This window comes from Microvirga solisilvae (assembly GCF_022808595.1).
GTDB lineage: Bacteria > Pseudomonadota > Alphaproteobacteria > Rhizobiales > Beijerinckiaceae > Microvirga > Microvirga solisilvae.
Map to the genome: position 1 here is coordinate 39,508 of NZ_JAKUCN010000002.1, position 24,451 is coordinate 63,958.

Consider the following 24,451-nt stretch of genomic DNA (forward strand, 5'->3'; position numbering starts at 1 on the left):
ATCAGAGCCTTCTCAGCGCCACGTTTTCGATCCGGTGGCTTGCGCCTTTTTTAAGGATCAGGCTCGCGCGCTGGCGGGTGGGCACGATGTTCTCGCGCAGATTCACCAGGTTGATGCGGTTCCACAAACCTTCTGCGATGCCGATGGCTTCCGCTTCTGGCAGTTCCGCATAGCGGCGGAAATAGGAGAGCGGATCGCGGAAGGCCGTGTGGCGCAGGCGCAGGAAGCGGCTCACATACCAGCGGTGCAGGTCGTCCTCCTCCGCGTCGATATAAACGGAGAAGTCGAAGAAATCGGACACGAAGGGAATGGCCTCGCCGTCCTTCGGCAGACGTGCAGGCTGGAGCACGTTGAGGCCTTCGACGATGAGAATGTCCGGCCGGTCGACATTGGTCTCCTCGCCCGGCACCACGTCATAGACGAGGTGCGAATAAAGCGGCGCCTTCACATTGCGCTTGCCAGCCTTGATGTCGGCGAGAAAGCGCAGGAGCTTGCCGGTGTCGTAGCTCTCCGGAAAGCCCTTGCGTTCCATGAGGCCAAGCCGCGTCAGCTCCGCATTGGGCAGGAGGAAGCCGTCGGTGGTGATGAGATCCACCTTCGGTGTATTGGGCCAGCGGGCGAGAAGCGCTTTCAGCACGCGCGCGGTGGTGGATTTGCCTACCGCCACCGAGCCCGCGACACCGATGATATAGGGCACCTTCTCCTCCTGCTCGGCGAGCAGGAAGCGCTGGGTCGCCCGGAACAGTCCCTGCGTTGCCGCCACATAGAGCGACAGCAGGCGCGAGAGCGGCAGATAGATCGCCGCCACTTCGTCGAGGGAGATCGGATCGTTGAGGGATTGAAGCTGCACCACCTCGTCGGCGGTAAGCGTCATGGGCGCATCGGCACGCAGTTTCGCCCATTCGTCGCGTGTGAACGTGCGGTAGGGTGAAACACCGTCACCGGTTTCGGGCAAAACCATGTTGGGCTGGTCCATGCGAGCCCCCTTCTGCGAGGTCACTGCTTCAAGGTCACGACTTCAAGGTCATGATTTGCGCGCGGCCTTCTCGGCGAGCCCCGATTGCGCGGTGCGCCGCTCCAATTCGGCCATAACGTCAATTAGCGGAATGTTCGCGCCCTGCAACACGACCAAAAGATGATACAGCACGTCCGCCGCCTCAGCGGTCAGGTTCTGCCGATCGCCCTGGACGGCGGCGATGGCTGCTTCCACCGCCTCCTCGCCGAGCTTCTTGGCCGCCTTGGCGGGCCCATCCACGAGAAGCTTGGCCGTATAGGATTCTGACGCCGGCGCCGCCGCGCGCTCTGCGACGATGCGGGCAAGATCATTGAGAGTGAAGGCGGTCATGGGTGAATTAGCCCGGTAAGGTTATGACAAGGGGGCCGTTGCGCGTGGCGACGACCGTGTGCTCGTATTGGACCGTTGGAGCGCGCGGGTCGCTGAGCAGCGTCCACTCGTCGTCGCTGTCCGTTGCCAAAGTCGCCCCCAACGACAAAAATGGCTCCACCGTGAAGACGAGGCCCTCGTTCATGATCCGCCGCTCGGAGCGGTCCGGCCAGGTGGCGATTTCCCCCGGCTCCTCATGAAGGGAATAGCCGATACCGTGGCTCGCCAGATTGCGAACCAGGGTATAGCCGTTCTTCTGCGCGAATTGTCCGATGGCCTGGCCGATCCCGGCAATCGGTTTGTCGGCGCCGACCTGGCGCAAGCCGACCCACATGGCGCGACGTCCGTCCCGGCACAGCCGCTTGGTGGCATTCGTGATCGGCGGAACGGCGAAAGACGCGCCGGTATCGGCAAAAAGACCGTTCTTTTCCGCAGAGATATCGATGTTGACGAGATCGCCCGCTTCGATGCGCCGAGCGCCCGGAATGCCGTGGGCAATCTCTTCGTTCACGCTGATGCAGGTGGCGCCGGGAAAATCATAAACGAGTTCCGGGCCGGAACGGGCGCCTTCCTTTTCGAGTAGCTTGCGGCCGATCAGGTCGAGTTCCGCCGTCGTCATCCCAGGCTCCAAAGCTGCCGCCATGGCTTCCAGGGTATTGGCGACGATCCTGCCGATTTCCTGGAGCTTAGTGAGCTCATCTTCATTGGAAACTGTCATGTGAAGAATGCCTTGCGGCCGACTGGCCTGTCGAGGATGAGTTTATCTTGAAATAGCGCTCAATGCCGAGCGGCGGAGTTTTTCGCAGGCTCGTCCAACCGCATCTTCAGGCCCTTATCGGCCATGTAGCCCTTCGCCTCGCCGATGCTGTGCGTGCCGAAATGGAAGATGGAGGCCGCTAGCACGGCGCTGGCATGACCCTTTTCGACACCGTCGACGAGATGGTCGAGATTGCCGACGCCACCGGAGGCGATGACGGGAATGGAAACCGCATCGGCGATGGCGCGCACGAGGGCGAGATCGTAGCCGCCTTTGGTGCCGTCGCGGTCCATGGAGGTGATGAGGAGTTCTCCTGCCCCTAGTTCCGCTACCTGCTTGGCGAAAGTAATCGCGTCGATGCCGGTGGCGTTGCGTCCGCCATGGGTGAAGATTTCCCAGCGAGGCTCTTCACCTTCAGCGGAAACCTTTTTCGCATCGATGGCGACGACGATGCATTGCGCCCCGAATTTCTCGGCAGCCTCGCGCACGAAGTCGGGATTCTTCACGGCGGCGGTGTTGATCGATACCTTGTCGGCGCCCGCGAGCAGGAGCTTGCGAATGTCTTCCACCGTGCGCACGCCGCCGCCGACGGTGAGCGGCATGAAGCAGGCTTCCGCCGTGCGTTGCACCACATCGAGCAGGATGCCGCGCGCCTCATGGCTTGCGGTGATGTCAAGGAAGCAGAGTTCGTCAGCGCCGGCCGCATCATAAGCTTTTGCTGCTTCCACCGGATCGCCCGCATCAACGAGATCGACGAACTGCACGCCTTTCACGACGCGCCCGTCCTTCACATCGAGGCAGGGAATGAGACGCACTTTCAGCATGGTTCACTCTCAATCACCTTCCCCTTGAGGGGGAAGGTCGGACCAAAAGGTCCGGGGTGGGGTGGATGCGCGACGCTTGCAGAACGAGGCGTTTCCACCCCACCCCGCCGCTGCTCGCGCAGCGTCGACCCTCCCCCTCAAAGGGAGGATGGAGCGCGCACTTTCTTCAGCATCGCCAGCGCTTCTTCCGGATCGATGCGTCCGTCGTAGAGCGCGCGGCCGGAAATGGCGCCGTTGAGCACGGCGCAATCGGCTTCTGTGAGACGCTCGATATCGGCCATGGAGGCGAGGCCGCCAGACGCGATGACCGGGATCGAGACGGCGCGGGCAAGGCCCAGCGTCATCGGGAAATTGAGGCCTTTGAGAATGCCGTCGCGCGCGATGTCCGTGTAGATGATCGCGGCAACGCCCGCGTCCTCGAAGCGGCGGCCGAGTTCTTCCGCCGAGAGGGTCGAGGTCTGCGCCCAGCCTTCCACGGCGACGAGGCCGTCCTTCGCATCGATGCCTACCGCGATCTTGCCGGGATGGAGACGCGCGGCCTCGCGCACGAAGGCGGGATCGCGCACGGCCGCGGTGCCGATGATCACGCGGGAGACGCCCTTGGCGAGCCAACCCTCGACGGTCTTCATGTCGCGAATGCCGCCGCCGAGCTGCACGGGAATCTTTACGCGCTTCAGAATCTCTTCCACGGCGGAAGCATTCATCGGCTTGCCGGCGAAAGCGCCGTCGAGATCGACCACATGCAGCCACTCGAAGCCCTGGCGCTCGAAGGTCGCGGCCTGGTCGGCGGGATCGTCGTTGAAGACGGTGGCCTGGTCCATGTCGCCCTGGATGAGGCGAACGCAGCGGCCTTCCTTCAAGTCGATTGCGGGATAAAGAATCACGGGCGCCACCTCAGGAAATTGGCGATGAGCTTGAGGCCGAGCGCCTGGCTCTTTTCGGGATGGAATTGGGTGCCGACGATGTTGTCGCGCCCGACGATGGCCGTCACCGGCCCGCCGTAATCGGTGGTGGCGACAACATCCGACGGATCGGCAGCGGAGAGTGCATAGGAATGTACGAAATAGGCGTGCAATCCGTCAGGCCCGGTCGGGATGCCGTCCATCAGCGGATGCGGCTTTGCCAGCTCAAGGGTATTCCAGCCCATATGCGGGATCTTGAGGTTGGGATCGCTCGGCGTGATCGCCTTCACGTCGCCGTGGATCCAGTCGAGGCCATAGCTCGTGGTGTGCTCAAGGCCGCGCGTCGCCATGAGCTGCATGCCCACGCAGATGCCGAGGAAGGGACGTCCCTCCTCACGCACCACGCGCTGAAGCACCTCCACCATGCCGGGCACGGAATCGAGGCCGCGGCGGCAATCGGCGAAGGCGCCGACGCCCGGCAGCACGATACGGCTCGCTTTGGCGACGAGGGTCGGATCGGACGTGACCGTGATGGTCTCGTCGATGCCTGCCTCACGGGCCGCGCGCTCGAAAGCCTTGGCGGCGGAGTGCAGGTTGCCGGATCCGTAATCGATGATGACGACGCTCACCGGGGACGCTCCGCATCAGGGAAGAGGCCGATCACGGGATCGATCCTCCGAGGGGTTGAAGGAACCGGCGTAGTGGCCGGAGCGCGGGCAGGCGCGGGACGCTGCGAGAGCCAGCGGGCGAAAGCCTTGGCTTCGGCTTCATCCCTGTCGGCGCCCGTTACTACATCGGCCAGGGCCAGCCCGTGACGGGCAAGGGTCCAGCGCCGGAGGCTGTTGGCCTCAAGGCCGATCAGCGTCTGCAGGAGCAGGCCCGCCACGGCACCGGCGGCTTCATGCACGTCCAGCGCCTGCATCAGCGCGCCGAAGGCGAGGACGAGCACCAGTACGCCAAGCCCGGCGAGCCAAAGCCGATGGACGAAGAACCAGAGGAAGGTGAAGAAAAACGCGCCCCAGGAGAACGCATCCTTCACGAGCTCGGCATCTTCCAAAGCCGCCGGATCACCCGGCCGCGCATCGCGCGGAAGGTGCAGGGTATAGGTGGTCATGGCGTCGTTTCCTCAAGCCTTGCCAGGCAAGGCGCATATCTGCCGGATGAGGGTCGCTTCTCAGATTTAGAGCGTGCCCTTGGTGGAGGGAACGCGCCCCTCCTCCCGTGGGTCCACCGCCACCGCCTGACGCAAGGCCCGTGCCAGACCCTTGAAGCAGCTCTCGGCGATGTGGTGGCTGTTCTCCCCGTAGAGCGTCTCCACGTGGAGGGTCAGCCCCGCCTGCACGGCGAAGGCCTGGAAGAACTCGCGCACCAGCTCGGTGTCGAAAACGCCGATCTTCTCCGTGGGGAATGAGGTGCGGAAGACCAGGAACGGGCGGCCCGAAATGTCGAGGGCAATGCGCGTCAGCGTCTCGTCCATCGGCAGATGGATGTCCGCATAGCGGGTGATGCCCTTTTTATCGCCAAGCGCCTTCAGGATGGCCTGGCCCAGCGCGATGCCTGTGTCTTCCGTCGTATGATGCTGGTCCACATGCAGGTCGCCCGTCACTTTCACGGTCAGATCGAAGAGACCGTGTCGGGCAAAGAGTTCCAGCATATGGTCGAGGAAGCCGACCCCCGTGGAGATCTCGGCCTTGCCGGTGCCATCGAGGGCAATCGACACGGCGACATCGGTCTCGGCGGTGCGACGGCTGACGCTCGCGGAGCGCATCATGAATGTCCTTTGCGGAGAGTAAGACGAGGCGTTCTAGCAAGACCGCGAGAGAAACGCTACCCGCGTTGCTTTTGGAGCCCGAGTGATTAAGTCAGGGTTCGTAAGGCTTTCCCCTCCCCATCCGCTGGAGTTTCCCGTGTCCGAAGACGCCACACCCCGCATGCACGCCACCACGATCCTCATGGTCCGCAAGGGCAGCCGCGTCGTCATCGGCGGCGACGGGCAGGTCAGCCTCGGTCAGACGGTGGTGAAGGGCAATGCGAAGAAGGTCCGCCGCCTGTCCAAGGGCGGTGTGATCGGCGGTTTTGCGGGGTCGACGGCGGATGCCTTCACCCTCTTCGAGCGGCTCGAGGCCAAGCTCGAGCAATATCCGGGCCAGCTCACCCGCGCCTGCGTGGAGCTTACCAAGGATTGGCGCACCGACCGTTATTTGCGCCGCCTGGAAGCGATGATGCTCGTCGCCGACAAGGAGGTGGGCCTGCTGCTTTCGGGTGCCGGCGACGTGCTGGAGCCGGAAAACGGCATCATGGCCATCGGCTCGGGCGGCAACTACGCGCTGGCCGCCGCAAGAGCGCTGGCCGACAGCGATATGGATGCGGAGGCCATCGTCCGCCGTTCCCTCGCGATCGCAGCTGAGATATGCGTCTATACCAATAGCAATATTGTTATAGAGAGCCTCGACCTATGATCACCGATGCCGTCCTCGAACAGGGAGTTGTTCGAGGCATTGTGACGACCGAGCAGGTGACGAGCCTGCGAACCCTCGCCCGCGACATGGCCGCTGTGGCGGCCCCCGAACCGGAAGACGACGAGAAGCTGCGCTTCGTCACCGGTTTCAGCGATATTTTCGTGACGCTGGGACTTGGGCTGTTCCTGGGCGCGCTCGGATATTTCGCATCGCTGTACGGCTACCACGCCATGTGGCCCGTGCTTGCCGTTGCCTCGTGGCTGCTGGCCGAGTTCTTCACTCGCCACCGCCGTATGGCGCTGCCGAGCATCGCGCTTTTGGCTCTCTTTGCTGTATCAGTGCTGGCAACAGCGGGCTTTACCTTGAAGTGGTTCCTGCTGAGCGAGTTGGAATATGTCACGACGTCGACGGAAGCACTGACGGCGTGGAATTATGAAGAGAGTCGTCCTTGGACGATCGTCGTTTCGGCGCTCGTCACGGTTGCGCTGACAGCTCTCCATTACCTTCGGTTCCGCGTTCCGATCACTGTTGCCGCTGGAGCAGCCGCTTTGGTGCTGGCGATTATCGGGTTGTTGGGAGCAATCTTCCCAAGTCCGTCCAAGGACGTTGTGTTTCTTGCTCTCTTCCTCTGCGGTTGCGCCATCTTCGCCTTGGCGATGCGCTTTGATCTCTCCGATCCCGAGCGTGTGACGCGCCGCAACGACATCGCGTTCTGGCTGCATCTGCTTGCTGCGCCGCTGATCGTTCACCCGGTGATCTCGCAATTCGTCGGTGACCAACTGCTGTCTCAGGTGGGAACTGCCGTGGCTGTCCTCGCTATTTTCTTCCTGCTTGCCGTGGTGGCGGTCGTCATCGACCGCCGCGCCATCCTGGTTTCCGGCCTCGCCTATGCCGGCTATGCCTTCGCATCCCTGATCAAGCAGGTCGGTTTCGAGGATCAGACCATGCCCGCGACCCTGCTCGCCCTCGGCGCTTTCGTGCTCCTGCTTAGCGCAGGCTGGAAGCCGGTGCGCACGGCTCTTTTAGGACTTCTTCCCGCGCATCTTGCGCAACGGTTGCCACACCCCATTCTTTCATCATCATGACCACATTCTCCCCCCGCGAAATCGTTTCCGAACTCGACCGTTACATCGTTGGCCAGAACGACGCGAAGCGCGCCGTGGCGATTGCGCTTCGCAACCGCTGGCGGCGTCAGCAGCTCGAAGGCAACCTTCGCGAGGAAGTCGCGCCGAAGAACATCTTGATGATCGGCCCCACCGGCTGCGGCAAGACGGAGATTTCCCGCCGTCTCGCCAAGCTCGCGGGCGCGCCGTTCATCAAGATCGAGGCGACGAAGTTCACGGAAGTGGGCTATGTGGGCCGCGACGTGGAGCAGATCGTGCGCGATCTGGTGGAGATCGGCATCGGCCTCGTAAAGGACGAGCGCCGCAAGCAGGTGCAGGCGAAGGCGCATATCGCGGCGGAAGAGCGCGTGCTCGATGCGCTCGTGGGCTCCACCGCCAGCGCCGCCACGCGTGATTCCTTCCGCAAGAAGCTGCGCAACAACGAACTCGACGACAAGGAAATCGAGATCGAGCTGCAGCAATCGGGCGGGGGCGGTATGCCCATGTTCGAGATCCCCGGCATGCCGGGCGCGTCGGTCGGCGCGATCAATCTCTCGGACATGTTCGGCAAGGCTTTCGGTGGCCAGCGCAAGACGCGCCGCACCACGGTGCAGGAAGCCTATGAGCCACTGGTGACGGAAGAAGCCGACAAGATGCTCGACCAGGACGCCATCGTGCAGGAGGCCCTGCGCCAGGTGGAGAACAACGGCATCGTCTTCCTCGACGAGATCGACAAGATCGCCGGCCGCGAGGGCCGTTCCGGTGCGGATGTGTCACGCGAAGGCGTGCAGCGCGATCTGCTGCCGCTGATCGAAGGCACCACGGTGTCGACGAAATACGGGCCCGTGAAGACGGACCACATTCTTTTCATCGCGTCCGGCGCCTTCCATGTGTCGAAGCCGTCGGACCTGCTGCCCGAACTCCAGGGCCGCCTGCCGATCCGCGTGGAGCTGTCCCCGCTGACGGTGGAGGATTTCAAGCGTATTCTCACTGAGACGGAAGCAAGCCTCATCAAGCAATCCGTCGCGCTCATGAAGACGGAAGGCGTGGAGCTGGTCTTCACGGAAGACGCCATCGATGCGTTGGCGCAGGTGGCGGTGGAAGTGAACAACACGGTCGAGAATATCGGCGCGCGCCGCCTGCAGACGGTGCTGGAGCGCGTTCTCGACGATGTGTCCTTCACGGCCCCCGACCGTTCCGGCGAGACGGTGACCATCAACGCCGCTTACGTGCGCGGCGAGGTGGAGAGCCTCGCCAAGAACACGGATCTCAGCCGCTTCATCCTGTGATCGGATGCGGCACCGCACGGTGCCGCATCATCGTCTTCAGGCCGCTTTCAGCTCACGCCATTCCGGCAGCGGGAAGACGCGGTCATAGGCCCAATTGAAAATGAGCGCGTAGCCCATGTAGAAAAGGGCAAACGACACGTCCATCAGGAAGGCTTGCCACAGGCTGATGCCGAGATACCAGGCAATTGGCGGCAGCAGAACGATCAGCAATCCAGCCTCAAAAAGAACCGCATGCGCCACGCGGATCGGCGGGGTTTTCTGTGTGCTTCCCCTCACCCGCTGCATGATGCGGTCGAAGCCGAGATTGTAGATGTAGTTCCAGAGCGTGGCGATGGTCGCGCTGACGATGCCGATGACGCCGATATCGTGCATGGGCATGCCGAAGGCCCACGCGCCGAGAGGGATGACGATGGCAAGGCCGATAATTTCGAAGCTGATGGCGTGACGGATCCGGTCGCGTGTCGTGCGCATGATAACCTCCAAAGGAAAAAAGTTCGGGTCGTCCCGAACGATCGTCCCAGAAGGCTGGGGGAGGCCGTCCTCGCTTAGCGTCTCATATAGGTGAACGGATCGGCAGGCGCAACCGAACTTGGTTTCATGAGGGAACCGGCGAATCCGTTCCGGCTTAAAGCTCCATGAATCCGGAATTCCAAGACCTCAAAGCCAAGGCGCTCGCGATCCACGAGCGCCTGTGTACGGTCTATGGCTGCCCGATTCCCTACTTCCACACCCTCGATCCGCTGAGCGAGCTGATCTCGTCGCTTCTGTCGCATCGCACCCGCAACGCGGATTCAGGTCGCGCGTACAAAGCGTTGCGGGCGCGCTATGCCGATTGGGCGACGCTGATAAACGCGCCGACGGAAGAGGTGGAGCAGACGATCCAGGGCGTCACTTGGCCCGAACAGAAGGCCCCTCGCCTGCAGGCGGTGCTGCGTGCCATCGAGGAGCGGCACGGCGCTCTCTCCTTGGATTTTCTGCAGGACATGCCGATCACCGAAGCGCGTGCCTGGCTCGAGAGCATTCCCGGCATCGGGCCCAAGACGAGCGCGGCCGTTCTCTCGTTCTCCACATTGCGCAAAGCGGCGCTGCCCGTGGATAGCCACCATCACCGCGTGGCGGTGCGAACCGGTCTCATCGAGCGCAACGTGGCGGTCGGCCCTTCGCATGGGATCCTCTCCGCTCTCCTCCCATCCGAGTGGGATGCGCAGGCCGTTTACGACAATCACGAGGTCATGATGCTGCACGGCCAGCGCTGCTGTTTCTTCAACAATCCGGCCTGCGGGCGCTGCACCATTCTCGACCTCTGTCCCACGGGTCAGGCACGGATGCGCGATGCGGCCGCTTCGACAGGCAAGCGTGGCCGTGAGCCCTCCCCGGCTCATCCGTCACGTTTCCGCGAGAACTCTTAGGCAAAAATGGCCACGCTAGGGAACGACACCTTGTGTGATGCGTTCGCCTCACAATGCTGAAGATCCCTAGAGGAGTAATCCATGCGTAAGATGTTCCTGGCCCTTGCCGCCACGGCAGCTTTCGGCACTGCCGCCTTCACGGCACCGGCCTCGGCCGCCGAGGTGAATGGCGCACCCGTCAACGAGCTCATCGCCGCCGTTCAGAAGGGCGATGTGAAGTCCGATTACGTACAGTATCGTCGCTACTATTATCGTGGTGGCCCGCGCTATGTGGAGCGCCGCTATTACGGTCGTCCGTACCGCTACGGCTATCGTCGCTATGATCGTGGCGACGCCCTGGCTGCAGGTGCTCTGGGCTTGGCCACCGGCGCCATCATCGGCGGCGCGATTGCCAACTCCCAGGCTCAGGCCGCTCCGGTTTATGGTGGCAATGCCTCTTATTGCGCCCAGCGCTACCGTTCCTACGATCCAGCCTCGGGCACCTATCTGGGCTATGACGGCCGTCGTCACCCCTGCCCGTAAGCGCACGATCTTATGATGATGAAAAGGGCCCCCACGGGCCCTTTTTCTTTTTGCGGATTCATCTTTCAACGCAAGGCCGATGCTCTATTGTTACGCGATACGGTGAGGGCTCGGTGCAGCCTGAATCGAGACGACACTTTTGCGAGGGTCTGCGCCTTGTCCAAACTCAGAAATCTTTTCTTCGGTCTGTTTCTGGTCGGCGGTTTCGCGGCTCAGGCGGCTACGCCTGTCCAAACCTATCTGAGCCAGCGCGACCGCGTCATCAAGGCGCTCGACCGTGAATACGACGAAAGCCTCTACAAGGAAGACCAGCAAGCTATGGCGGAGTTGGAAAAGCGTCTGACGGGCTTGATCGGTCCGGTCGACCTTCAGGGCTTTCCTGGCAAGGGCAAGATCAATCTTCAAACCCTGATGCGGGAAATGGGTTTCGGAATGCTCGATGGCCTCTCCTACACGGCATCCGACAAGACCAAAGCTGTGGTCACCACAAAGCCGCTTCTCCAGGCTTGGATCAAAGAGCATGAGACATGGTGGAATGAAAAATCCATGCCTCAGGAGATGGAGAGCGCCTTGAAGAGCGATGCGTTCTACACCCAGGCCATTGCGGGAGATGTCTCGATCGCGCGCTATGCCGAACTTCCAGTGTCGGCACCTGTGGAGGGCGGCTTCGTTTACGCCATGCTCAGTGCGGGCCGGCAGGAATACAATTCGCAATTGCCGAACGAGATCAACGTTGCCGTCGTGCGAGGCGACAGGGTGTTCATCCTGACGCAGCGGGTTGAGGCGAAAATCCAGAGAATTGCCGCCTGCGATCAGATCTGGGCTGGTTATATGCGGAAGCAGGAAGAAGCGTTGAAGGCGTTTCGCGCAACGAATGACGAGAAATACACCAGCGAGAGCACCAGGCTCGAACAGGAAGGCGATCAGCAGTTCCGCAACTGCTTCGCGCAGAAATTCAAGGATCAGGCGGCTTACCAGGCCGTGATCCGGCAGGCGCAGAACCTCGTCCAGCGCCTGCCGTCACCGTAACCGGTATAAGTTTTACTTCGCCGCGATGACGGCAATTTCCACCTTGAAGGCGGGAGCGGCGAGCTTCGCCTCGACGGTGGCGCGGGCGGGCGTGTTGCCGGCAGAGACCCAGGCATCCCACACGGCGTTCATCTCCTGGAACGTGCCCATGTCGGTGAGCCAGATATTGACCATCAGGAGCTTCGACTTGTCGGTGCCGGCCTCAGCGAGCAGGCTGTCGATGATCGAAAGAATTTCCTGCGTCTGTTCGGTGACGCTCTTGCCGGCGGTCTGGTTGGCCACCTGGCCTGCGAGATAGACCGTGTTGCCGTGAACGACGGCGCCGCTCATGCGCGGACCGGGCTTGATGCGTTGAATCGTCATGGAATGTCCTTGAGTCTCTGAAAGAAGAGAGATGGGCTTTTTCGGGGGTGGAAGGCGTCGGGTCAAGGCTCAATAGAGCGTCGTCTTCTGGCGCTCGGTGAGACCTTTATCGTAGGTTTCGCCGTCGAACCGGTTCTGCGTCACGGCGGCCAGGATCTGGCCCGCGCTCGGCAGGTCCTTTCGCGCCACGTGCTTTTGCGGGTTCCACAGCTCCGAGCGCAGGATCGCGCGGGCGCATTGGAAGAAGACCGAATCGACCGTGATCGCGATCACCGATTTCGGCGCCTTGCCGTCGACCGAGAAGCTCTCCAGCAATCTGGGATCGACGGAGATCACCGCGCGCCCGTTCACCCGCAATGTTTCGCCGATGCCAGGGATCAGGAAAAGCAGGGCCACGTTCGGATCGCGCACGATGTTGCGCAGCGAGTCGATGCGGTTGTTGCCGCGTCGGTCCGGCATCAGCAGGGTCTTGTCGTCATGCACCCGCACGAAGCCTGCCCCGTCGCCGCGTGGCGAACAATCGAGGCCCTCGGGCCCACGCGTGGCGAGTGCCACAAAAGGCGCGGCCTCGATCAAGGCGCGATATTCCGGAATGATGCGAGGAGTTTCCTTGAGAATCGAGGCCTCGGCGGGTTCGCCATAAAGCGCTTCAAGCTCTGCGATGCTGGAGATCGTGGCCGGCATGGAAGAATCCTCTCAGGAGACGACGATCAGGCATAGCCCTCCCCCATCGAGGCCGCAACGGGGGGATGCACCCAAGTGCCTTGTGCCTTCGGAGGGGTTGTGAAAGAGCTGGCAGGCGAAGGAATCACCATGACCGCCTCCCTCGACAATGCCGCCCAAGACGCCAAGCGCCCGCCTTATCTGGGCTATGCCATGGCGGCTATGGGGGCGACCCTGTTCGCCACCAAGGGCATTCTCATCAAGCTCGCCTATGCTCAAGGGATCGATGCGGAGACGACGCTGGCCTTGCGGATGATCCTCGCCCTGCCCTTCTATCTCGTCATCGGGCTGCATGCCTTCGCCGGCATGCGGGCGAGCGGCGCTCCGCTTCCGGATGCGAGACTTTGGCTGCGCATGATCGGCGTCGGCCTCATCGGCTATTGGACGTCGAGCTATCTCGACTTCAAGGGTCTCGAATACATCTCGGCGCATTTCGAGCGGCTGATCCTCTTCACCTATCCGCTCTTCGTGGTGCTGCTCGGTGCCGCCTTCTTCCACCAGCGGATCAAGCCGAAGGCGCTGCTCGCTTTCGCAGTGAGCTATGCGGGCCTCGCGCTCATGTTCGCGCAGAACTTTTCCGCTTTCGGTTCCGGCATCATGACGGGCGCGCTTTATGTGCTCGCCGCCGCCGTCACCTTCGCGCTTTACCAGTTGCTCGCGAAGCCGCTCATCATGACGATCGGCCCGCAATTCTTCACCTGCGTCGCCATGGGCTCCGCAGGCGTCGCCGTGATCCTGCAATTCCTTTTCACGCATCCCGTCGAGGCGATTTTCGTCACCCCTTCCCTCTGGGGCCTCGGATTAGCACTTGCCTTCGGCGCGACAGTGCTGCCGTCGTTTTTCCTAAGTGCTGCGCTCAAGCAGATTTCCGCCCAGGCTAACGCCACCATCGGCATGCTGAGCCCGGTGGTCACGATCATTCTCGCCATGGCGGTTCTGGGCGATGCGGTGACCGGCGCGGATTGGTTCGGCGCCGCCCTCGTCATCCTCGGCATCGGCTGGTTCACGCTCTCCGAGCGCAAAGCCTGATTGTCACGCTGCTCTGCATAGATGCTTTAAGCATTCCCGATCAGCACGCCTGCCGCGAAAACCAGCGCGCCGCCGAGCACCACCTGGAAGGCCGCGCGCAGGAACGGCGTCTCCATGTAGCGGTTCTGGATGAAGGCGATCGCCCAGAGCTCTGCGAACACGATCGCCGCCGCAATGAGCGTCGCCGTCCAGAAATGCGGAATGAGGTAGGGCAGGGCATGGCCGAGGCCGCCGATGGCGGTCATGATGCCGGAGGCCAGACCCCGCTTGATGGGAGAGCCACGCCCTGACAGCTTGCCGTCGTCATGGGCGGCTTCCGTGAAGCCCATGGAGATGCCCGCACCCACCGAGGCCGAGAGGCCGACGAGGAAGGTCTGCCAGGTATCCTGCGTGGCGAAGGCTGCCGCGAAGATCGGCGCGAGAGTGGACACCGAACCATCCATCAGCCCGGCAAGGCCCGGCTGGACATAGGTGAGGATGAATTGCCGCCGCTCCGTCTGGGCCTCCTCCTCCTTCACCGAATCCGGCGTGTAGGTGAGGCCGAGGCGACGGGCGAGCGTTTCGTGCGCCACCTCCGCCGCAGCAAGGTCTCCGAGCAGTTTTCGCGTGGATGCGTCGGAGGTGCGCTTGGCGGCCTCCACATAGAAGCGATGGGCCTGCGCCTCCATGGTTTCGGCAGCAGCGCGCACCTTCTCGATCCCGAGCGGCCGCACGAGCCAATCGGGCTTTCTCTCGTAATAGCCGCGCACATGCTCGCGCCGGATCAGCGGAATGGTCTCGCCGAAGCGCTGCCGGTGCAGCTCGATCAGCGCCGCCCGGTGCCCGTCCTCCTCGACGGCCATCTCGTCGAAGACCTTGGCCGATTGCGGAAACTGCTCCCGCAGGCCCTCCGCATAGGACCGATAGATCCGCGCATCGTCCTCCTCGGAGGAGATGGCGAGCGCCAGGATTTCCTGCTCGTTCAGGGAATCGAAGGGGCGCCGGTCGAAGCCGAAGACACGGGAAAGCATGGCGAAAACCTTGTTTAGAATAATTCTAAATAACGTTCCGGGATACCCGCGTCAATCCGGTGACGCTTGAGAGGGATGTAAGGCAGAGGGGCAATCAGAGCCTTTGCCACCAGAACACCACTCCGCCAGGGCCCGGCCCGATCCGGTGATAGTGATTTGACAATCGCAAGGCAGAGGCCGCTGCTGTCGGGGATTCGAACCCGCGCTAGTTTCCAAAGAACGGCGCGATCGCTCAGGAGGCGCATGCAGCATTGGCTAAGACCGTCTCGTGAGACGAAGCCCAGGGCGATCTCGTTCCGCTGGCGCGAGCTGCGCCTGGCGACGGGTCTCGTGCTCGGCACTTTCCTGCTCACCCATTTCAGCAATCATGCGCTCGGTCTCATTTCCATCGATGCGATGGAGCAGGGCAGGGCGTGGTTCAATCTTCTCTGGCGAAACCCGCTCGGCACAATGCTGCTCTACGGATCGCTGTTCACGCATTTCCTCATGGCGCTTCAGGCGCTCTACCGGCGGCGCACGTTGCGCATGCCATGGCGCGAGGCGGCGCAGTTGGCTTTAGGCCTCTCGCTGCCGTTTCTCGTGATCTCGCATGTGGTGGGAACGCGCGTCGAATGGAGCCTGACCGGCTGGGGGTCCGGTTATCCGGAAGTGGTTCGCAACCTTTGGGTCCGCGCACCCGAGATCGGCCTTCGCCAGACCATCGCGCTGATCATCGCGTGGCTTCACGGATGCCTTGGGATCTTCTTCTGGCTGCGCGCGAAAACCTGGTTCGCGCGTTATGCGCTGCTTCTCTACACGGGCGCTGTTCTCGTGCCGGTTCTGGCGCTTCTCGGCTTCGTCTCGGCGGGCAAGGAGATCGCCCGCGCGCCGGATCAATATGGTCCCGCCATGCGGGTCTCGTCGACGGTTGCCGATAAGCTCGCCGACATCAATACGGGACTCTATGCGGGCTTTGCGGCGCTCGTGCTCGGCGCGTTCATCGCACGCATCATCCGCAGCAGCCTGCTGAAGGCGCGAAGCGTGCGGATCGTTTATCCCAACAATCAGAGCGTCAGCGTGCCGCCGGGCTTCAGCGTGCTGGAAGCAAGCCGCCTTGCGGGCATTCCGCATGTCTCCGTCTGCGGCGGGCGAGGGCGCTGCTCCACCTGCCGCGTGCGCCTCATCGATGGCGAGGAGGGACAGCCGCCTCCCACCGGTCAGGAACGCGCAACGCTCGCGCGGATCAAGGCCGGAGAGCATGTGCGTCTCGCCTGCCAGTTCAGGCCCGTGCACGATGTGGCGGTGGTGCCGATCCTCTCCACGGGACGCCAGGGCGTCACATCCCTCGTGCGCGGCATCGCAGGGCAGGGGCAGGAGCGCGAGATCGCGGTTCTGTTCTGCGACCTGCGCGGCTTCACGACCATGGCCGAGCGGCATCTGCCGTTTGATACCGTCTTCATCCTCAACCGCTATTTCGAAATGGTGGGCGAGTGCGTGGAGAATGCGGGCGGATACATCGACAAATTCATCGGCGACGGAGTGCTGGCGCTTTTCGGCTTGAAGGGAACGCCGCAGGAATCCGCAAGACAGGCGGTCGATGCGGCTCTGAGAATCCATGCAGGGCTTAAACTTCTCAACCGGCAATATGCGAGCGAGTTCGAAAAGCCTTTGAAGATCGCCATGAGCCTTCACGCAGGCCCTGCCATCGTCGGCGAGATGGGCTACGGACAGGCGACGGGCCTCACCGCTGTGGGCGACACCATCAATGCCGCAAGTCGCCTGGAGGGCCTGGCGAAAGAGCTCGATGCGGAACTCGTGATCTCCGACGACATCGCCACGCGAGCGGGCCTCGACCTGTCGGATTGCGAACGCAGCACCGTCTCCATCCGCGGAAGGGCGGCGCCGCTGGATAGCTGGATCATTCCGGAAGTGGAGAAGCTCGCGCGGGTTTGAGAAAAGCAGGATTTGTCAAACGCCCTTCGCCTAGATTGAGACATGTTCAGTCGAAGTGAAGGCGAGGGGCGAATGATTGAAGAGCCTGTTCCGGAATCCTACGCAAAGCGCCTCGCGCGTGTCTCGGCCTATATCCACGATCATCTGGATGAAGACCTCACCATCGACACCCTCGCCGAGGTCGCTTGCCTGTCGGCCTATCACTGGCATCGCATCTATCACGGCTATTTCGGTGAGACGTTGGCATCGACCGTCCGGCGTCTGCGGTTGCAGCGCGCCGCTGCCGATCTCGCCCATACCGAAAGATCCATTCCGGACATCGCTCTGCGCGCCGGATACGACAGCCAGGCCTCGTTCACCCGCGCCTTCAGTAGCGCCTTCGGTTTGCCGCCCGCGACATACCGCGAGGTCGGCAGCCATTCGGTCTTCAAAGCTTCAACGCCCCAGGACATCCAAGCCATGTATGACGTCGCTCTCACCCACGTTCCCGCCATGACGCTGATCGCGGTCGATCATCGCGGCTCCTACATGAGCATCGGCAAGAGCTTCGACCTTCTGTTCACGACCCTCGCCTCGCGCAACCTGATCAGGCCGGGCCTGCGCATGATCGGCGTCTATTTCGACGATCCGACGAGCGTGCCCGAGGCCGAGTTGAGGTCGCAGGCCGGCGTTGCCGTCACCGATCCGGCCCCGGTCGATGCGCCGCTTCTGACGACGCAGGTTCAAGGCGGCGATTATGCGGTTCTGAAATACAAAGGCCCCTATGGCGACATGCGCATGGCCTACGATTGGCTCTTCGGCCAATGGCTTCCCGCATCGGGCCGCGAAGCTGCCGATGCGCCGGTCTTCGAGGATTACCTCAACAGCCCGCGCGACACGCCGCCGACCGAGCTGCGGACGGATATCTATCTGCCGCTGAAGTAAAAGCCGGACTCTGCAAAGTTCAGAATTCGTGGTTACACATGGTGTAACTTGTATTCACAGGATTCGAATGAGTTGCCGGAGAGTCATGTTGACTCCACTCTAAGGCCTCCCCAATCCTATAGGCAGGATAAAAGAAGAACCGCTTAGAGCGGCAACTCTAAGCGGTTCGGATGTCCTAGCCCAAATCCCTAGTCAGGCTGGGCGGCGTTCGTATTGGACAATAGGGACTATGATTCCCTGTGATTCGCGCGTCAAGGCCTGACTTTCGTTCTTATAAAGGAAAGTCATTATGACCTTTATGTCGAAGCCCCCAATCGGAACCAAGACTAAAACTGGAGAGAAGTGCCCCGAATCTGGGGTTTGGAAAGTCGATGACTTGTACGAGTACACGACTGCTCCAATTGCCAAGGGCAATATTATGCCTCCCTACAAAGGGAAGGCTGTTACCTGGGTTCTGAAGAGCTATGCATAAATAAAAAGGGGCGGTGTAAACCGCCCCTTTTTTAATTACTCGCCGGCCTGCTTCTGCTGATCGCGCTGGGCCTTTTCGGCTTCGCGCTCGGCCTTGAGCTGCTCGGTGATGTCTTCGCCGGTTTCCTGGTTCACGACCTTCATGGAGAGACGGACCTTGCCGCGCTCGTCCATGCCGAGGAACTTCACCTTCACCTTGTCGCCTTCCTTGACGACGTCGGTGACCTTGGCGACGCGGTTCTTGGCGAGCTCCGAGATGTGCACGAGGCCGTCGCGGGAACCGAAGAAGTTCACGAAGGCGCCGAATTCCATCACCTTCACCACCGTGCCGTCATAGATCACGTTGACCTCGGGCTCGGCGACGATGGAGCGGATCCAGTTATAGGCGGCCTTGATCGACTTGCCGTCGGCGGAGGCGATCTTGATGAGGCCGTCGTCGTTGATGTCGATCTTCGCGCCGGTCTTCTCCACGATCTCGCGGATGACCTTGCCGCCCGAACCGATGACTTCGCGGATCTTGTCGACCGGGATCTGCATGGTCTCGATGCGCGGCGCATGCTCGCCGAGTTCGGCGCGCGGAGCGGTGAGGGCCTTGTTCATCTCGTCGAGGATGTAGGCGCGGCCGCCCTTGGCCTGCTCGAGAGCGACACGCATGATCTCTTCGGTGATACCGGCGATCTTGATGTCCATCTGGAGCGAGGTGATGCCCTGGTCGGTACCGGCCACCTTGAAGTCCATGTCGCCGAGGTGATCCTCGTCGCCGAGAATGTCGGACAGGACCGCATAGCGCTCACCCTCGAGGATGAGGCCCATGGCGATGCCGGCGACCGGACGGCGCAGCGGCACGCCGGCGTCCATCAGAGCGAGCGAGGCGCCGCAGACGGAGGCCATGGAGGACGAGCCGTTCGACTCGGTGATCTCCGACACGACGCGGATCGTGTAGGGGAAGTCGTGAGCGGCCGGCAGCATCGGGTGGATGGCGCGCCAGGCGAGCTTGCCGTGGCCGATTTCGCGGCGGCCGGGCGAGCCCATGCGGCCCGTCTCACCGACGGAGTAGGGCGGGAAGTTGTAGTGCAGCAGGAAGGTTTCCTTGCGGGTGCCTTCGAGCTGATCGATGTACTGCTCATCCTCGCCGGTGCCGAGGGTGGCCACCACGAGGGCCTGCGTCTCGCCGCGGGTGAACACGGCCGAGCCGTGGGTGCGGGGCAGAACGCCGACTTCGGAGACGATGGAGCGAACGGTCTTGAGATCACGGCCGTCGATGCGCGAGCCGGTATCGAGGATGTTCCAGCGCACGACCTTGGCCTGGGCTTCCTTGAACACGGCCTTGACCTTCTCGGCCTCGAACTTGGCTTCGCCTTCAGCCGGGCAGAGCGCCTCGAACACCTTCGCCTTCACGGCGTCGACGGCGTTGTAGCGGTCCTGCTTCTTGGTGAGCTTGTAGGCTTCGCGCAGGTCCTTCTCGGCGATGTCGAGAACGGCCTTCTCCACATCCGACAGGTCGGCGGGCTGGTAGTCGCGCGGCTCCTTGGCGGCCTTCTCGGCGAGGCGGATGATGGCCTCGATCACCGGCTGGAAGTGCTTGTGGCCGAACATCACGGCGCCGAGCATCACGTCTTCGGCCAGTTCCTTGGCTTCCGACTCGACCATGAGCACGGCATCAGCCGTGCCGGCGACCACGAGGTCGAGGACGGTCTCTTCCATTTCCTGGAGCGTCGGGTTCAGCTTGTACTGGCCGCCGATATAGCCGACGCGGGCAGCGCCGACCGGGCCCATGAAGGGGACGCCGGAGAGCGTGAGGGCTGCGGAAGCAGCCACCATGCCGACGATGTCGGGATCGTTTTCGAGATCGTGCGAGAGCACGGTCACGACGACCTGGGTGTCATTGCGGTAGCCCTCGACGAAGAGGGGGCGGATCGGGCGGTCGATGAGGCGGGAGACCAGGGTTTCCTTCTCGGTCGGTCGGCCTTCGCGCTTGAAGTAGCCGCCCGGGATGCGACCGGCGGCGTAGGCGCGCTCCTGGTAGTTCACCGTGAGCGGGAAGAAGTCGATGCCGGCCTTCGGCTCCTTGGCGGAGACGACGGTGGCGAGCACGGTGGTTTCACCATAGGTGGCAACCACGGCGCCATCGGCCTGGCGGGCCATGCGGCCGGTTTCGAGCGTGAGCTTGCGCCCACCCCAGATCAGTTCTTCGCGTTGTGTATCGAACATTTTCAGTCTTTCATGACAGCAGGAGCGGGGGCTCGATGCCATGAGCAAGACGGCAAGAGGCTCATGCGGCGGAACGATCCGCTCACCCAAGCCCCTTGCGATCCTGCCATGGTCATCGCGTCATCCGTCTCCTCAAAGGGACGCCGGGACTTCTCTCGTCTTAACCGGCGCCGGAGCGAACTTGCCGGATGCTCTCATCCGATCCGTTCGGGAATACCGGAGAGGATCTCCGGGAAAAACCGTCCGGAGCCATGCTCCGGACGGAAGTCGTTTAAAAGCTTAGCGGCGGATGCCGAGCTTCTCGATCAGGGTCTTGTAGCGGCTCTCGTCCTTCTTCTTCAGATAGTCGAGAAGCGAACGGCGCGACGAGACGAGCTTCAGGAGGCCACGACGGGAATGGTTGTCCTTGTTGTGGGTCTTGAAGTGACCGGTCAGGTTGTTGATCCGCTCGGTCAGAATGGCGACCTGCACCTCGGGGGAGCCCGTATCGCCAGCCTTCTGCGCGAATTCCTTCACAAGCGCGTTCTTGCGCTCAGCAGTGATCGACATCGCATATCCTTTCAGGTTTGCTTTTCGTGATGACCTTGGCGTTTGACGCCTGAAGGTCGGGTTCGTCCGGGAAAGGCCGGGCCGGGATGTCGTCCAGCGCGGTCTGGTAACCCAAGACGGCTCTTCGAGGGTCAAGCCTTCGAAGGCGGGCGCACCATACACGAATTGGGGATAAGTGCCAGCGGAATCCTTTTTGCCAAGGTAGGCCAAGAGGATGGCTGCTGCGTCATCAAGCCCGGAACAAGTCTTGGGGGCCGATGTTGGAGAACCAGATACCCTCAAGATAGGAACTCGACACCATGACCGCCAGCATCGGCACGACAGACCTCGCCTCCAACGAAACCGTGAAGAACATCTTCATCACCGGCCTTCAGAACGCCCACGCCCTCGAAAAGGAAGCCTTGCAGCTCATGCAGCGCCAGGTGGAGCGCTTCCAGAACTATCCGGAAATGTCGGACTTGCTGCGCAAGCACATCGCCGAGACCGAAGGCCAGGTGCGCCGTCTCGACGAGATGCTGCACACCTTCGGCGAGGACCGTTCGCTACTGAAGGACATGGCCACTCAGTTCATGGCCAACATGGCCGCGGCCGGCCATATGCCCATGGCCGACGAAGTTCTGAAGAACACCTTCGCCAACCACGCTTTCGAGAATTTCGAGATCGCGTCCTACAAGTCCCTGATCGCCATGGCCGAGGCCGCCGGCCACCAGCGCTTCGTCCCCGCTCTTCAGGAGACGCTGCGCGAAGAGGAAAAGGCCGCGCAGGCCATCTACGACCTGATTGAGCCGATTACCCTGAAGTATCTGTCGCGCGAAGCGCAGGGGCTGAAGGCCGATCGGTAAGTCTTAAGCGTCATCCCGGACGGCGTCAGCCGATCCGGGATCGTTCTCAGAATACAGCACAATTATCGTCACGCGATCCCGGGTTCTGCTTCGCAGTCCCGGGATGACGTTTTCTTAAGCCCCCAGATTGAACACCCGGTGCGGCACCAGCTCGCCGCGTTCGATGTCGCCGACGGCCACGAGAATGCCGTTGCAGGTGGCGTAGGCCTTGCCGGAGAGCGGCGCATCGCGACCGCGCAGGATGATCGATTGGCCGCGCATCAGGCGGTTCGCCATGTCGCGGCTCACCATGATGGACGGAATTTCACTGAGTGCCGTCTCCACGGGGCGCAAGGCTGCGGGATCGGTGGTGAGATTGTCTACCGTCACCGCATCGTGCTCCGTGAACGGGCCCACGCGCGTGCGCCGGAGAGCCGCGATATGGCCGAGGCAGCCGAGTGCGCGGCCGAGATCGCGGGCGATGGCGCGCACGTAAGTGCCCTTGCCGCAATCCGCCTCGATCACCGAGCGGTTGCCGTCATGATGCACCAGCGTGAGGCGGTCGATCTCGACCGTGCGTGCCTGCAATTCCACCACCTCGCCGTCGCGGGCGAGGTCATAGGCGCGCTCGCCCTGAATCTTGATGGCGGAGAAGCGCGGCGGCACCTGCTGAACCTGGCCGATGAAGCGCGGCAGCAGCGCCTCGATCTCGGAAGCTTCCGGCAGCTTGTCCGTCCGCTCGACGATCTCACCCTCAGTGTCGTCGGTGTTCGTCTCCGCGCCCCAGGCGACGGTGAACACGTAGGATTTGCGCCCGTCCATGATGAACGGCACGGTCTTCGTGGCCTCACCCAAAGCAATCGGCAGGATGCCGGAGGCAAGTGGATCGAGGGTGCCGGCATGGCCCGCTTTCTTGGCAGAGAAGCCGCGCTTCACCACCGCGACCGCATGGGTCGAGGTCATCCCGACGCCCTTGTCGAGAATGATCCAGCCATTGACGTCACGCTTCTTCGGGCGGTCGCCGTGGGGGCGGCGGGGAGGGCGCTCGTTCTGAGGGGCGTCGGTCATGCGGTTTTCTCTAAAACGGGTTGTTGGGTTTGATCGGCAGCCATCCGGCTCTGCATAAACGAGGCGAAAGCCTCAAATGCTTCCGGCTGGGCGAAGGCCGCTTTCGGCAAAGCGAGAATGGCATCGCGCTTCCTGTAGAAGATCAAATGGGTTTCCAACTTGGCCAATCGCTCAATGCCTGCAAACGCGATGCAAGTTTTGACATGCTCACCCTCGATGGTGAGAGCCTGTCCATCGCTGGTGACATGCAGCGTCTGTGCGTGATGAAAAAGGGATTTGCGGATGCTGCTCCGCCATCTTCTTTCGAACAGCATACGGAAAGCCATCAGCCCAATCAGACCACCCGCGATCGCGAGCGTGACGTTTTCCAGAACGCTCGCCTGGATCGCATCGACGTTCCAGAGCACGAGCCCAGCCAGAGCCGCCGCAATCGCGAAAGCGCCAATGCGCGACAGGATGGTCACGATAGCGAAACAGAGACGATCCGGAACATTCCGAACCAGGACTTTCAGATCGGCCAGGGATGGCGTGAAGCTGACATCGATGATGCCCTGCGCCGCGTTCTTTACTAGGTCAGACACCATCGTAATCCTTCTCAGGTGTCCTGCTCGTCCTCATCGATTTCAGTACCGGGCTTACCCGTATCCCGCGCCACGCGCTCGGAGCGCAGCAGGGCGTCGATGCGGGCGGCTTCATCGAAGCTCTCGTCGCGGCGGAAGCGCAGGTCGGGGGCGAATTTCAGGTTCACGCGGCGGGCGACTTCCTGGCGCAGAACCTTCTTGTTCTTCTCCAGCGCCTTGATCACCGCGTCCTCGTCCTTGCCGCCGAGCGGCATCACGTAGGCGGTCGCGAGCTTGAGATCGGGCGACATGCGCACTTCCGGAATCGTGATGACATTTTTCGTCAGCACATCGTCCTGAAGATCGCCGCGCGAGAGAACCTCGGCGAGCGCGTGGCGGATGAGTTCGGCCACACGCTGCTGGCGCTGCGAGGGGCCGGTGGTCTGTTCAAAGCGCTTAGCCATTCACGCGCTCCTTTGCATAGATTACGAAAGTGTCGAAGGCTTCATCAGATTGAAAGGCACGGCGTGGAATCACGAAGCCTTCCAACTTGCTGATGAAAAGGATGAGATGAGCCTTCGAGGGATAAACACGCTTGATAGCAGCCCAGCTGGCTTTTCCTTCAAAATCGGAAACCGAGCTTTGCAGTCCTTCTTCGCTGAAGGAGAGAGTGATTTCCTTATTGGAAATTGAGCGTCTCTTGAACGTCCAGCGCCAGTTTAGCTGCCGCCCGACAAGGTTGATCACTACGGCCAAGAGAATGACTGCAGGATAGATTCTCAAAAGATTCGATTGGAAACTGCTTCTTTTGAAGAGCTCAAGCGATTTCCAGCCATCGAGCCAGAGCCCTGTGCCTATGATAGCCAGTAAAAAAATGCCGGTCATGAAGGTGAGGTAAGCGGCCCAGAAAAGACTTCTAGGAGGCCCGTTGCGAAGCGCTGCTTTGTTAAGCGCGACAAAATCTTCAAACAGAAGAGTATAAGTTATGCTGAGTGGGAGATGATGCTGACCGGCAGGGCCGGGACGCAGATCTAGTCCGGTCATTGTTTCTTTGCTCCGGGATTGGACCGGGCCCTTCAAAGAGAGCATGGCCGGGTTTGGGCCCGGCCATG

General features: G+C 61.9%; 28 protein-coding genes. 10 read left to right on the top strand and 18 right to left on the bottom strand.

Features of this window, described 5'->3' with window-relative positions; all coding sequences use genetic code 11:
- Position 1 precedes the first annotated feature (1 nt).
- From coaA to hisB, 8 genes are all read right to left on the bottom strand, one after another.
- On the bottom strand, positions 2-976 hold the full coding sequence (gene coaA / locus MJ639_RS04710; protein WP_243369079.1) for a type I pantothenate kinase: 975 nt from the start codon (positions 974-976) through the stop codon (positions 2-4).
- A 48-nt stretch (positions 977-1,024) separates the two neighbouring features.
- A complete protein-coding gene (locus MJ639_RS04715; protein ID WP_243369080.1) occupies positions 1,025-1,345 on the bottom strand; it encodes a phosphoribosyl-ATP diphosphatase in 321 nt (106 codons plus the stop codon).
- 7 nt (positions 1,346-1,352) lie between these two features.
- Positions 1,353-2,102 (bottom strand): type I methionyl aminopeptidase, encoded by a 750-nt coding sequence (map, locus tag MJ639_RS04720; RefSeq protein WP_243369082.1) that lies wholly within the window; start codon positions 2,100-2,102, stop codon positions 1,353-1,355.
- A gap of 59 nt (positions 2,103-2,161) precedes the next feature.
- Positions 2,162-2,965, bottom strand: coding sequence for an imidazole glycerol phosphate synthase subunit HisF (gene hisF, locus MJ639_RS04725; protein ID WP_243369084.1), 804 nt, complete (start codon positions 2,963-2,965; stop codon positions 2,162-2,164).
- 137 nt (positions 2,966-3,102) lie between these two features.
- On the bottom strand, positions 3,103-3,858 hold the full coding sequence (gene hisA, locus MJ639_RS04730; RefSeq protein ID WP_243369086.1) for a 1-(5-phosphoribosyl)-5-[(5-phosphoribosylamino)methylideneamino]imidazole-4-carboxamide isomerase: 756 nt from the start codon (positions 3,856-3,858) through the stop codon (positions 3,103-3,105).
- Entirely contained in the window at positions 3,846-4,496 is a 651-nt protein-coding gene (gene hisH / locus MJ639_RS04735; RefSeq protein WP_243369088.1) for an imidazole glycerol phosphate synthase subunit HisH, read from the bottom strand. The genes hisA and hisH overlap by 13 nt, the downstream gene beginning before the upstream one ends.
- Positions 4,493-4,981 carry a DUF2628 domain-containing protein gene (locus MJ639_RS04740; protein ID WP_243369090.1) on the bottom strand — a complete coding sequence of 163 codons (489 nt, stop codon included), beginning with the start codon at positions 4,979-4,981 and terminating at the stop codon, positions 4,493-4,495. The genes hisH and MJ639_RS04740 overlap by 4 nt, the downstream gene beginning before the upstream one ends.
- 66 nt (positions 4,982-5,047) lie before the next feature.
- Positions 5,048-5,635, bottom strand: coding sequence for an imidazoleglycerol-phosphate dehydratase HisB (gene hisB, locus MJ639_RS04745; protein ID WP_239351480.1), 588 nt, complete (start codon positions 5,633-5,635; stop codon positions 5,048-5,050).
- 163 nt (positions 5,636-5,798) lie between these two features.
- Between hisB and hslV the strand changes: the two genes are divergently transcribed.
- The 3 genes from hslV to hslU are packed head-to-tail and all read left to right on the top strand — an operon-like array spanning position 5,799 to position 8,718.
- Entirely contained in the window at positions 5,799-6,326 is a 528-nt protein-coding gene (hslV, locus tag MJ639_RS04750) for an ATP-dependent protease subunit HslV (protein WP_243369719.1), read from the top strand.
- The gene (locus MJ639_RS04755; protein WP_243369092.1) at positions 6,323-7,411 is read left to right on the top strand and encodes a hypothetical protein; all 1,089 of its coding nucleotides are present in this window, start codon (positions 6,323-6,325) and stop codon (positions 7,409-7,411) included. The genes hslV and MJ639_RS04755 overlap by 4 nt, the downstream gene beginning before the upstream one ends.
- Complete coding sequence (gene hslU, locus MJ639_RS04760; protein ID WP_243369094.1) at positions 7,408-8,718, top strand: ATP-dependent protease ATPase subunit HslU; 1,311 nt, start codon at positions 7,408-7,410, stop codon at positions 8,716-8,718. The genes MJ639_RS04755 and hslU overlap by 4 nt, the downstream gene beginning before the upstream one ends.
- Positions 8,719-8,754: 36 nt before the next feature.
- Here the strand turns inward: hslU and MJ639_RS04765 are convergent, their stop codons facing one another.
- The gene (locus MJ639_RS04765; protein ID WP_243369096.1) at positions 8,755-9,189 is read right to left on the bottom strand and encodes a PACE efflux transporter; all 435 of its coding nucleotides are present in this window, start codon (positions 9,187-9,189) and stop codon (positions 8,755-8,757) included.
- 164 nt (positions 9,190-9,353) lie between these two features.
- On the opposite strand from MJ639_RS04765, the gene MJ639_RS04770 reads away from it, so the two are divergent.
- The 3 genes from MJ639_RS04770 to MJ639_RS04780 all read left to right on the top strand — a co-directional run bounded on the left by MJ639_RS04770 (position 9,354) and on the right by MJ639_RS04780 (position 11,678).
- Positions 9,354-10,127: an endonuclease III domain-containing protein gene (locus MJ639_RS04770; RefSeq protein ID WP_243369098.1), complete on the top strand. Its 774-nt coding sequence runs from the start codon at positions 9,354-9,356 to the stop codon at positions 10,125-10,127.
- Between the two features lie 81 nt (positions 10,128-10,208).
- Positions 10,209-10,649: a BA14K family protein gene (locus MJ639_RS04775; protein WP_243369101.1), complete on the top strand. Its 441-nt coding sequence runs from the start codon at positions 10,209-10,211 to the stop codon at positions 10,647-10,649.
- A gap of 156 nt (positions 10,650-10,805) precedes the next feature.
- Positions 10,806-11,678, top strand: a complete 873-nt coding sequence (locus MJ639_RS04780) for a hypothetical protein (protein WP_243369104.1) — start codon at positions 10,806-10,808, stop codon at positions 11,676-11,678.
- Positions 11,679-11,690: 12 nt separating this feature from the next.
- On the opposite strand, the gene MJ639_RS04785 is transcribed toward MJ639_RS04780, so the two are convergent.
- The gene (locus MJ639_RS04785; protein WP_243369105.1) at positions 11,691-12,041 is read right to left on the bottom strand and encodes a RidA family protein; all 351 of its coding nucleotides are present in this window, start codon (positions 12,039-12,041) and stop codon (positions 11,691-11,693) included.
- Between the two features lie 69 nt (positions 12,042-12,110).
- A complete protein-coding gene (locus MJ639_RS04790; protein ID WP_243369106.1) occupies positions 12,111-12,725 on the bottom strand; it encodes a pyridoxamine 5'-phosphate oxidase family protein in 615 nt (204 codons plus the stop codon).
- Between the two features lie 129 nt (positions 12,726-12,854).
- On the opposite strand from MJ639_RS04790, the gene MJ639_RS04795 reads away from it, so the two are divergent.
- Positions 12,855-13,793 (top strand): DMT family transporter, encoded by a 939-nt coding sequence (locus MJ639_RS04795; RefSeq protein WP_243369109.1) that lies wholly within the window; start codon positions 12,855-12,857, stop codon positions 13,791-13,793.
- A gap of 26 nt (positions 13,794-13,819) precedes the next feature.
- On the opposite strand, the gene mbfA is transcribed toward MJ639_RS04795, so the two are convergent.
- Positions 13,820-14,803, bottom strand: coding sequence for an iron exporter MbfA (mbfA, locus tag MJ639_RS04800; RefSeq protein WP_243369112.1), 984 nt, complete (start codon positions 14,801-14,803; stop codon positions 13,820-13,822).
- A 243-nt stretch (positions 14,804-15,046) separates the two neighbouring features.
- On the opposite strand from mbfA, the gene MJ639_RS04805 reads away from it, so the two are divergent.
- Both MJ639_RS04805 and MJ639_RS04810 read left to right on the top strand, forming a co-directional pair.
- A complete protein-coding gene (locus MJ639_RS04805; protein WP_243369115.1) occupies positions 15,047-16,735 on the top strand; it encodes an adenylate/guanylate cyclase domain-containing protein in 1,689 nt (562 codons plus the stop codon).
- A gap of 72 nt (positions 16,736-16,807) precedes the next feature.
- Positions 16,808-17,659, top strand: coding sequence for an AraC family transcriptional regulator (locus MJ639_RS04810; RefSeq protein ID WP_243369117.1), 852 nt, complete (start codon positions 16,808-16,810; stop codon positions 17,657-17,659).
- A gap of 507 nt (positions 17,660-18,166) precedes the next feature.
- On the opposite strand, the gene pnp is transcribed toward MJ639_RS04810, so the two are convergent.
- Together pnp and rpsO are read right to left on the bottom strand one after the other, a co-directional pair.
- On the bottom strand, positions 18,167-20,341 hold the full coding sequence (pnp, locus tag MJ639_RS04815) for a polyribonucleotide nucleotidyltransferase (RefSeq protein ID WP_243369121.1): 2,175 nt from the start codon (positions 20,339-20,341) through the stop codon (positions 18,167-18,169).
- A 279-nt stretch (positions 20,342-20,620) separates the two neighbouring features.
- Entirely contained in the window at positions 20,621-20,890 is a 270-nt protein-coding gene (gene rpsO, locus MJ639_RS04820) for a 30S ribosomal protein S15 (RefSeq protein WP_239350800.1), read from the bottom strand.
- A gap of 299 nt (positions 20,891-21,189) precedes the next feature.
- Here rpsO and MJ639_RS04825 point away from each other — a divergent pair, with 299 nt between their 5' ends.
- Positions 21,190-21,732, top strand: coding sequence for a ferritin-like domain-containing protein (locus MJ639_RS04825; protein ID WP_243369123.1), 543 nt, complete (start codon positions 21,190-21,192; stop codon positions 21,730-21,732).
- A 114-nt stretch (positions 21,733-21,846) separates the two neighbouring features.
- Here MJ639_RS04825 and truB read toward each other — a convergent pair whose 3' ends face one another.
- The 4 genes from truB to MJ639_RS04845 are packed head-to-tail and all read right to left on the bottom strand — an operon-like array spanning position 21,847 to position 24,383.
- Complete coding sequence (truB, locus tag MJ639_RS04830) at positions 21,847-22,779, bottom strand: tRNA pseudouridine(55) synthase TruB (RefSeq protein WP_243369125.1); 933 nt, start codon at positions 22,777-22,779, stop codon at positions 21,847-21,849.
- Entirely contained in the window at positions 22,776-23,363 is a 588-nt protein-coding gene (locus MJ639_RS17895; protein ID WP_423790755.1) for a YcxB family protein, read from the bottom strand. The genes truB and MJ639_RS17895 overlap by 4 nt, the downstream gene beginning before the upstream one ends.
- A gap of 11 nt (positions 23,364-23,374) precedes the next feature.
- Positions 23,375-23,803, bottom strand: a complete 429-nt coding sequence (rbfA, locus tag MJ639_RS04840; protein WP_243369129.1) for a 30S ribosome-binding factor RbfA — start codon at positions 23,801-23,803, stop codon at positions 23,375-23,377.
- Positions 23,796-24,383, bottom strand: coding sequence for a YcxB family protein (locus tag MJ639_RS04845; protein ID WP_243369131.1), 588 nt, complete (start codon positions 24,381-24,383; stop codon positions 23,796-23,798). Before MJ639_RS04845 ends, rbfA begins: the two co-directional genes overlap by 8 nt.
- Positions 24,384-24,451: the final 68 nt, after the last annotated feature.

What these genes read in the sequence shown, in the direction of transcription:
- MJ639_RS04775 (WP_243369101.1), top strand. Translation starts at nt 10,209, where the DNA reads ATGCGTAAGATGTTCCTGGCCCTTGCCGCCACGGCAGCTTTCGGCACT.
- rbfA (WP_243369129.1), bottom strand. Translation starts at nt 23,803, where the DNA reads ATGGCTAAGCGCTTTGAACAGACCACCGGCCCCTCGCAGCGCCAGCAG.
- truB (WP_243369125.1), bottom strand. Translation starts at nt 22,779, where the DNA reads ATGACCGACGCCCCTCAGAACGAGCGCCCTCCCCGCCGCCCCCACGGC.
- MJ639_RS04805 (WP_243369115.1), top strand. Translation starts at nt 15,047, where the DNA reads ATGCAGCATTGGCTAAGACCGTCTCGTGAGACGAAGCCCAGGGCGATC.
- hisF (WP_243369084.1), bottom strand. Translation starts at nt 2,965, where the DNA reads ATGCTGAAAGTGCGTCTCATTCCCTGCCTCGATGTGAAGGACGGGCGC.
- pnp (WP_243369121.1), bottom strand. Translation starts at nt 20,341, where the DNA reads ATGTTCGATACACAACGCGAAGAACTGATCTGGGGTGGGCGCAAGCTC.
- MJ639_RS04785 (WP_243369105.1), bottom strand. Translation starts at nt 12,041, where the DNA reads ATGACGATTCAACGCATCAAGCCCGGTCCGCGCATGAGCGGCGCCGTC.
- hisB (WP_239351480.1), bottom strand. Translation starts at nt 5,635, where the DNA reads ATGCGCTCCGCGAGCGTCAGCCGTCGCACCGCCGAGACCGATGTCGCC.
- MJ639_RS04810 (WP_243369117.1), top strand. Translation starts at nt 16,808, where the DNA reads ATGATTGAAGAGCCTGTTCCGGAATCCTACGCAAAGCGCCTCGCGCGT.
- MJ639_RS04825 (WP_243369123.1), top strand. Translation starts at nt 21,190, where the DNA reads ATGACCGCCAGCATCGGCACGACAGACCTCGCCTCCAACGAAACCGTG.
- MJ639_RS04715 (WP_243369080.1), bottom strand. Translation starts at nt 1,345, where the DNA reads ATGACCGCCTTCACTCTCAATGATCTTGCCCGCATCGTCGCAGAGCGC.
- mbfA (WP_243369112.1), bottom strand. Translation starts at nt 14,803, where the DNA reads ATGCTTTCCCGTGTCTTCGGCTTCGACCGGCGCCCCTTCGATTCCCTG.
- MJ639_RS04795 (WP_243369109.1), top strand. Translation starts at nt 12,855, where the DNA reads ATGACCGCCTCCCTCGACAATGCCGCCCAAGACGCCAAGCGCCCGCCT.
- MJ639_RS04755 (WP_243369092.1), top strand. Translation starts at nt 6,323, where the DNA reads ATGATCACCGATGCCGTCCTCGAACAGGGAGTTGTTCGAGGCATTGTG.
- hslV (WP_243369719.1), top strand. Translation starts at nt 5,799, where the DNA reads ATGCACGCCACCACGATCCTCATGGTCCGCAAGGGCAGCCGCGTCGTC.
- coaA (WP_243369079.1), bottom strand. Translation starts at nt 976, where the DNA reads ATGGACCAGCCCAACATGGTTTTGCCCGAAACCGGTGACGGTGTTTCA.
- MJ639_RS04770 (WP_243369098.1), top strand. Translation starts at nt 9,354, where the DNA reads ATGAATCCGGAATTCCAAGACCTCAAAGCCAAGGCGCTCGCGATCCAC.
- MJ639_RS04790 (WP_243369106.1), bottom strand. Translation starts at nt 12,725, where the DNA reads ATGCCGGCCACGATCTCCAGCATCGCAGAGCTTGAAGCGCTTTATGGC.
- MJ639_RS04740 (WP_243369090.1), bottom strand. Translation starts at nt 4,981, where the DNA reads ATGACCACCTATACCCTGCACCTTCCGCGCGATGCGCGGCCGGGTGAT.
- rpsO (WP_239350800.1), bottom strand. Translation starts at nt 20,890, where the DNA reads ATGTCGATCACTGCTGAGCGCAAGAACGCGCTTGTGAAGGAATTCGCG.
- MJ639_RS17895 (WP_423790755.1), bottom strand. Translation starts at nt 23,363, where the DNA reads ATGGTGTCTGACCTAGTAAAGAACGCGGCGCAGGGCATCATCGATGTC.
- MJ639_RS04765 (WP_243369096.1), bottom strand. Translation starts at nt 9,189, where the DNA reads ATGCGCACGACACGCGACCGGATCCGTCACGCCATCAGCTTCGAAATT.
- map (WP_243369082.1), bottom strand. Translation starts at nt 2,102, where the DNA reads ATGACAGTTTCCAATGAAGATGAGCTCACTAAGCTCCAGGAAATCGGC.
- MJ639_RS04845 (WP_243369131.1), bottom strand. Translation starts at nt 24,383, where the DNA reads ATGACCGGACTAGATCTGCGTCCCGGCCCTGCCGGTCAGCATCATCTC.
- hslU (WP_243369094.1), top strand. Translation starts at nt 7,408, where the DNA reads ATGACCACATTCTCCCCCCGCGAAATCGTTTCCGAACTCGACCGTTAC.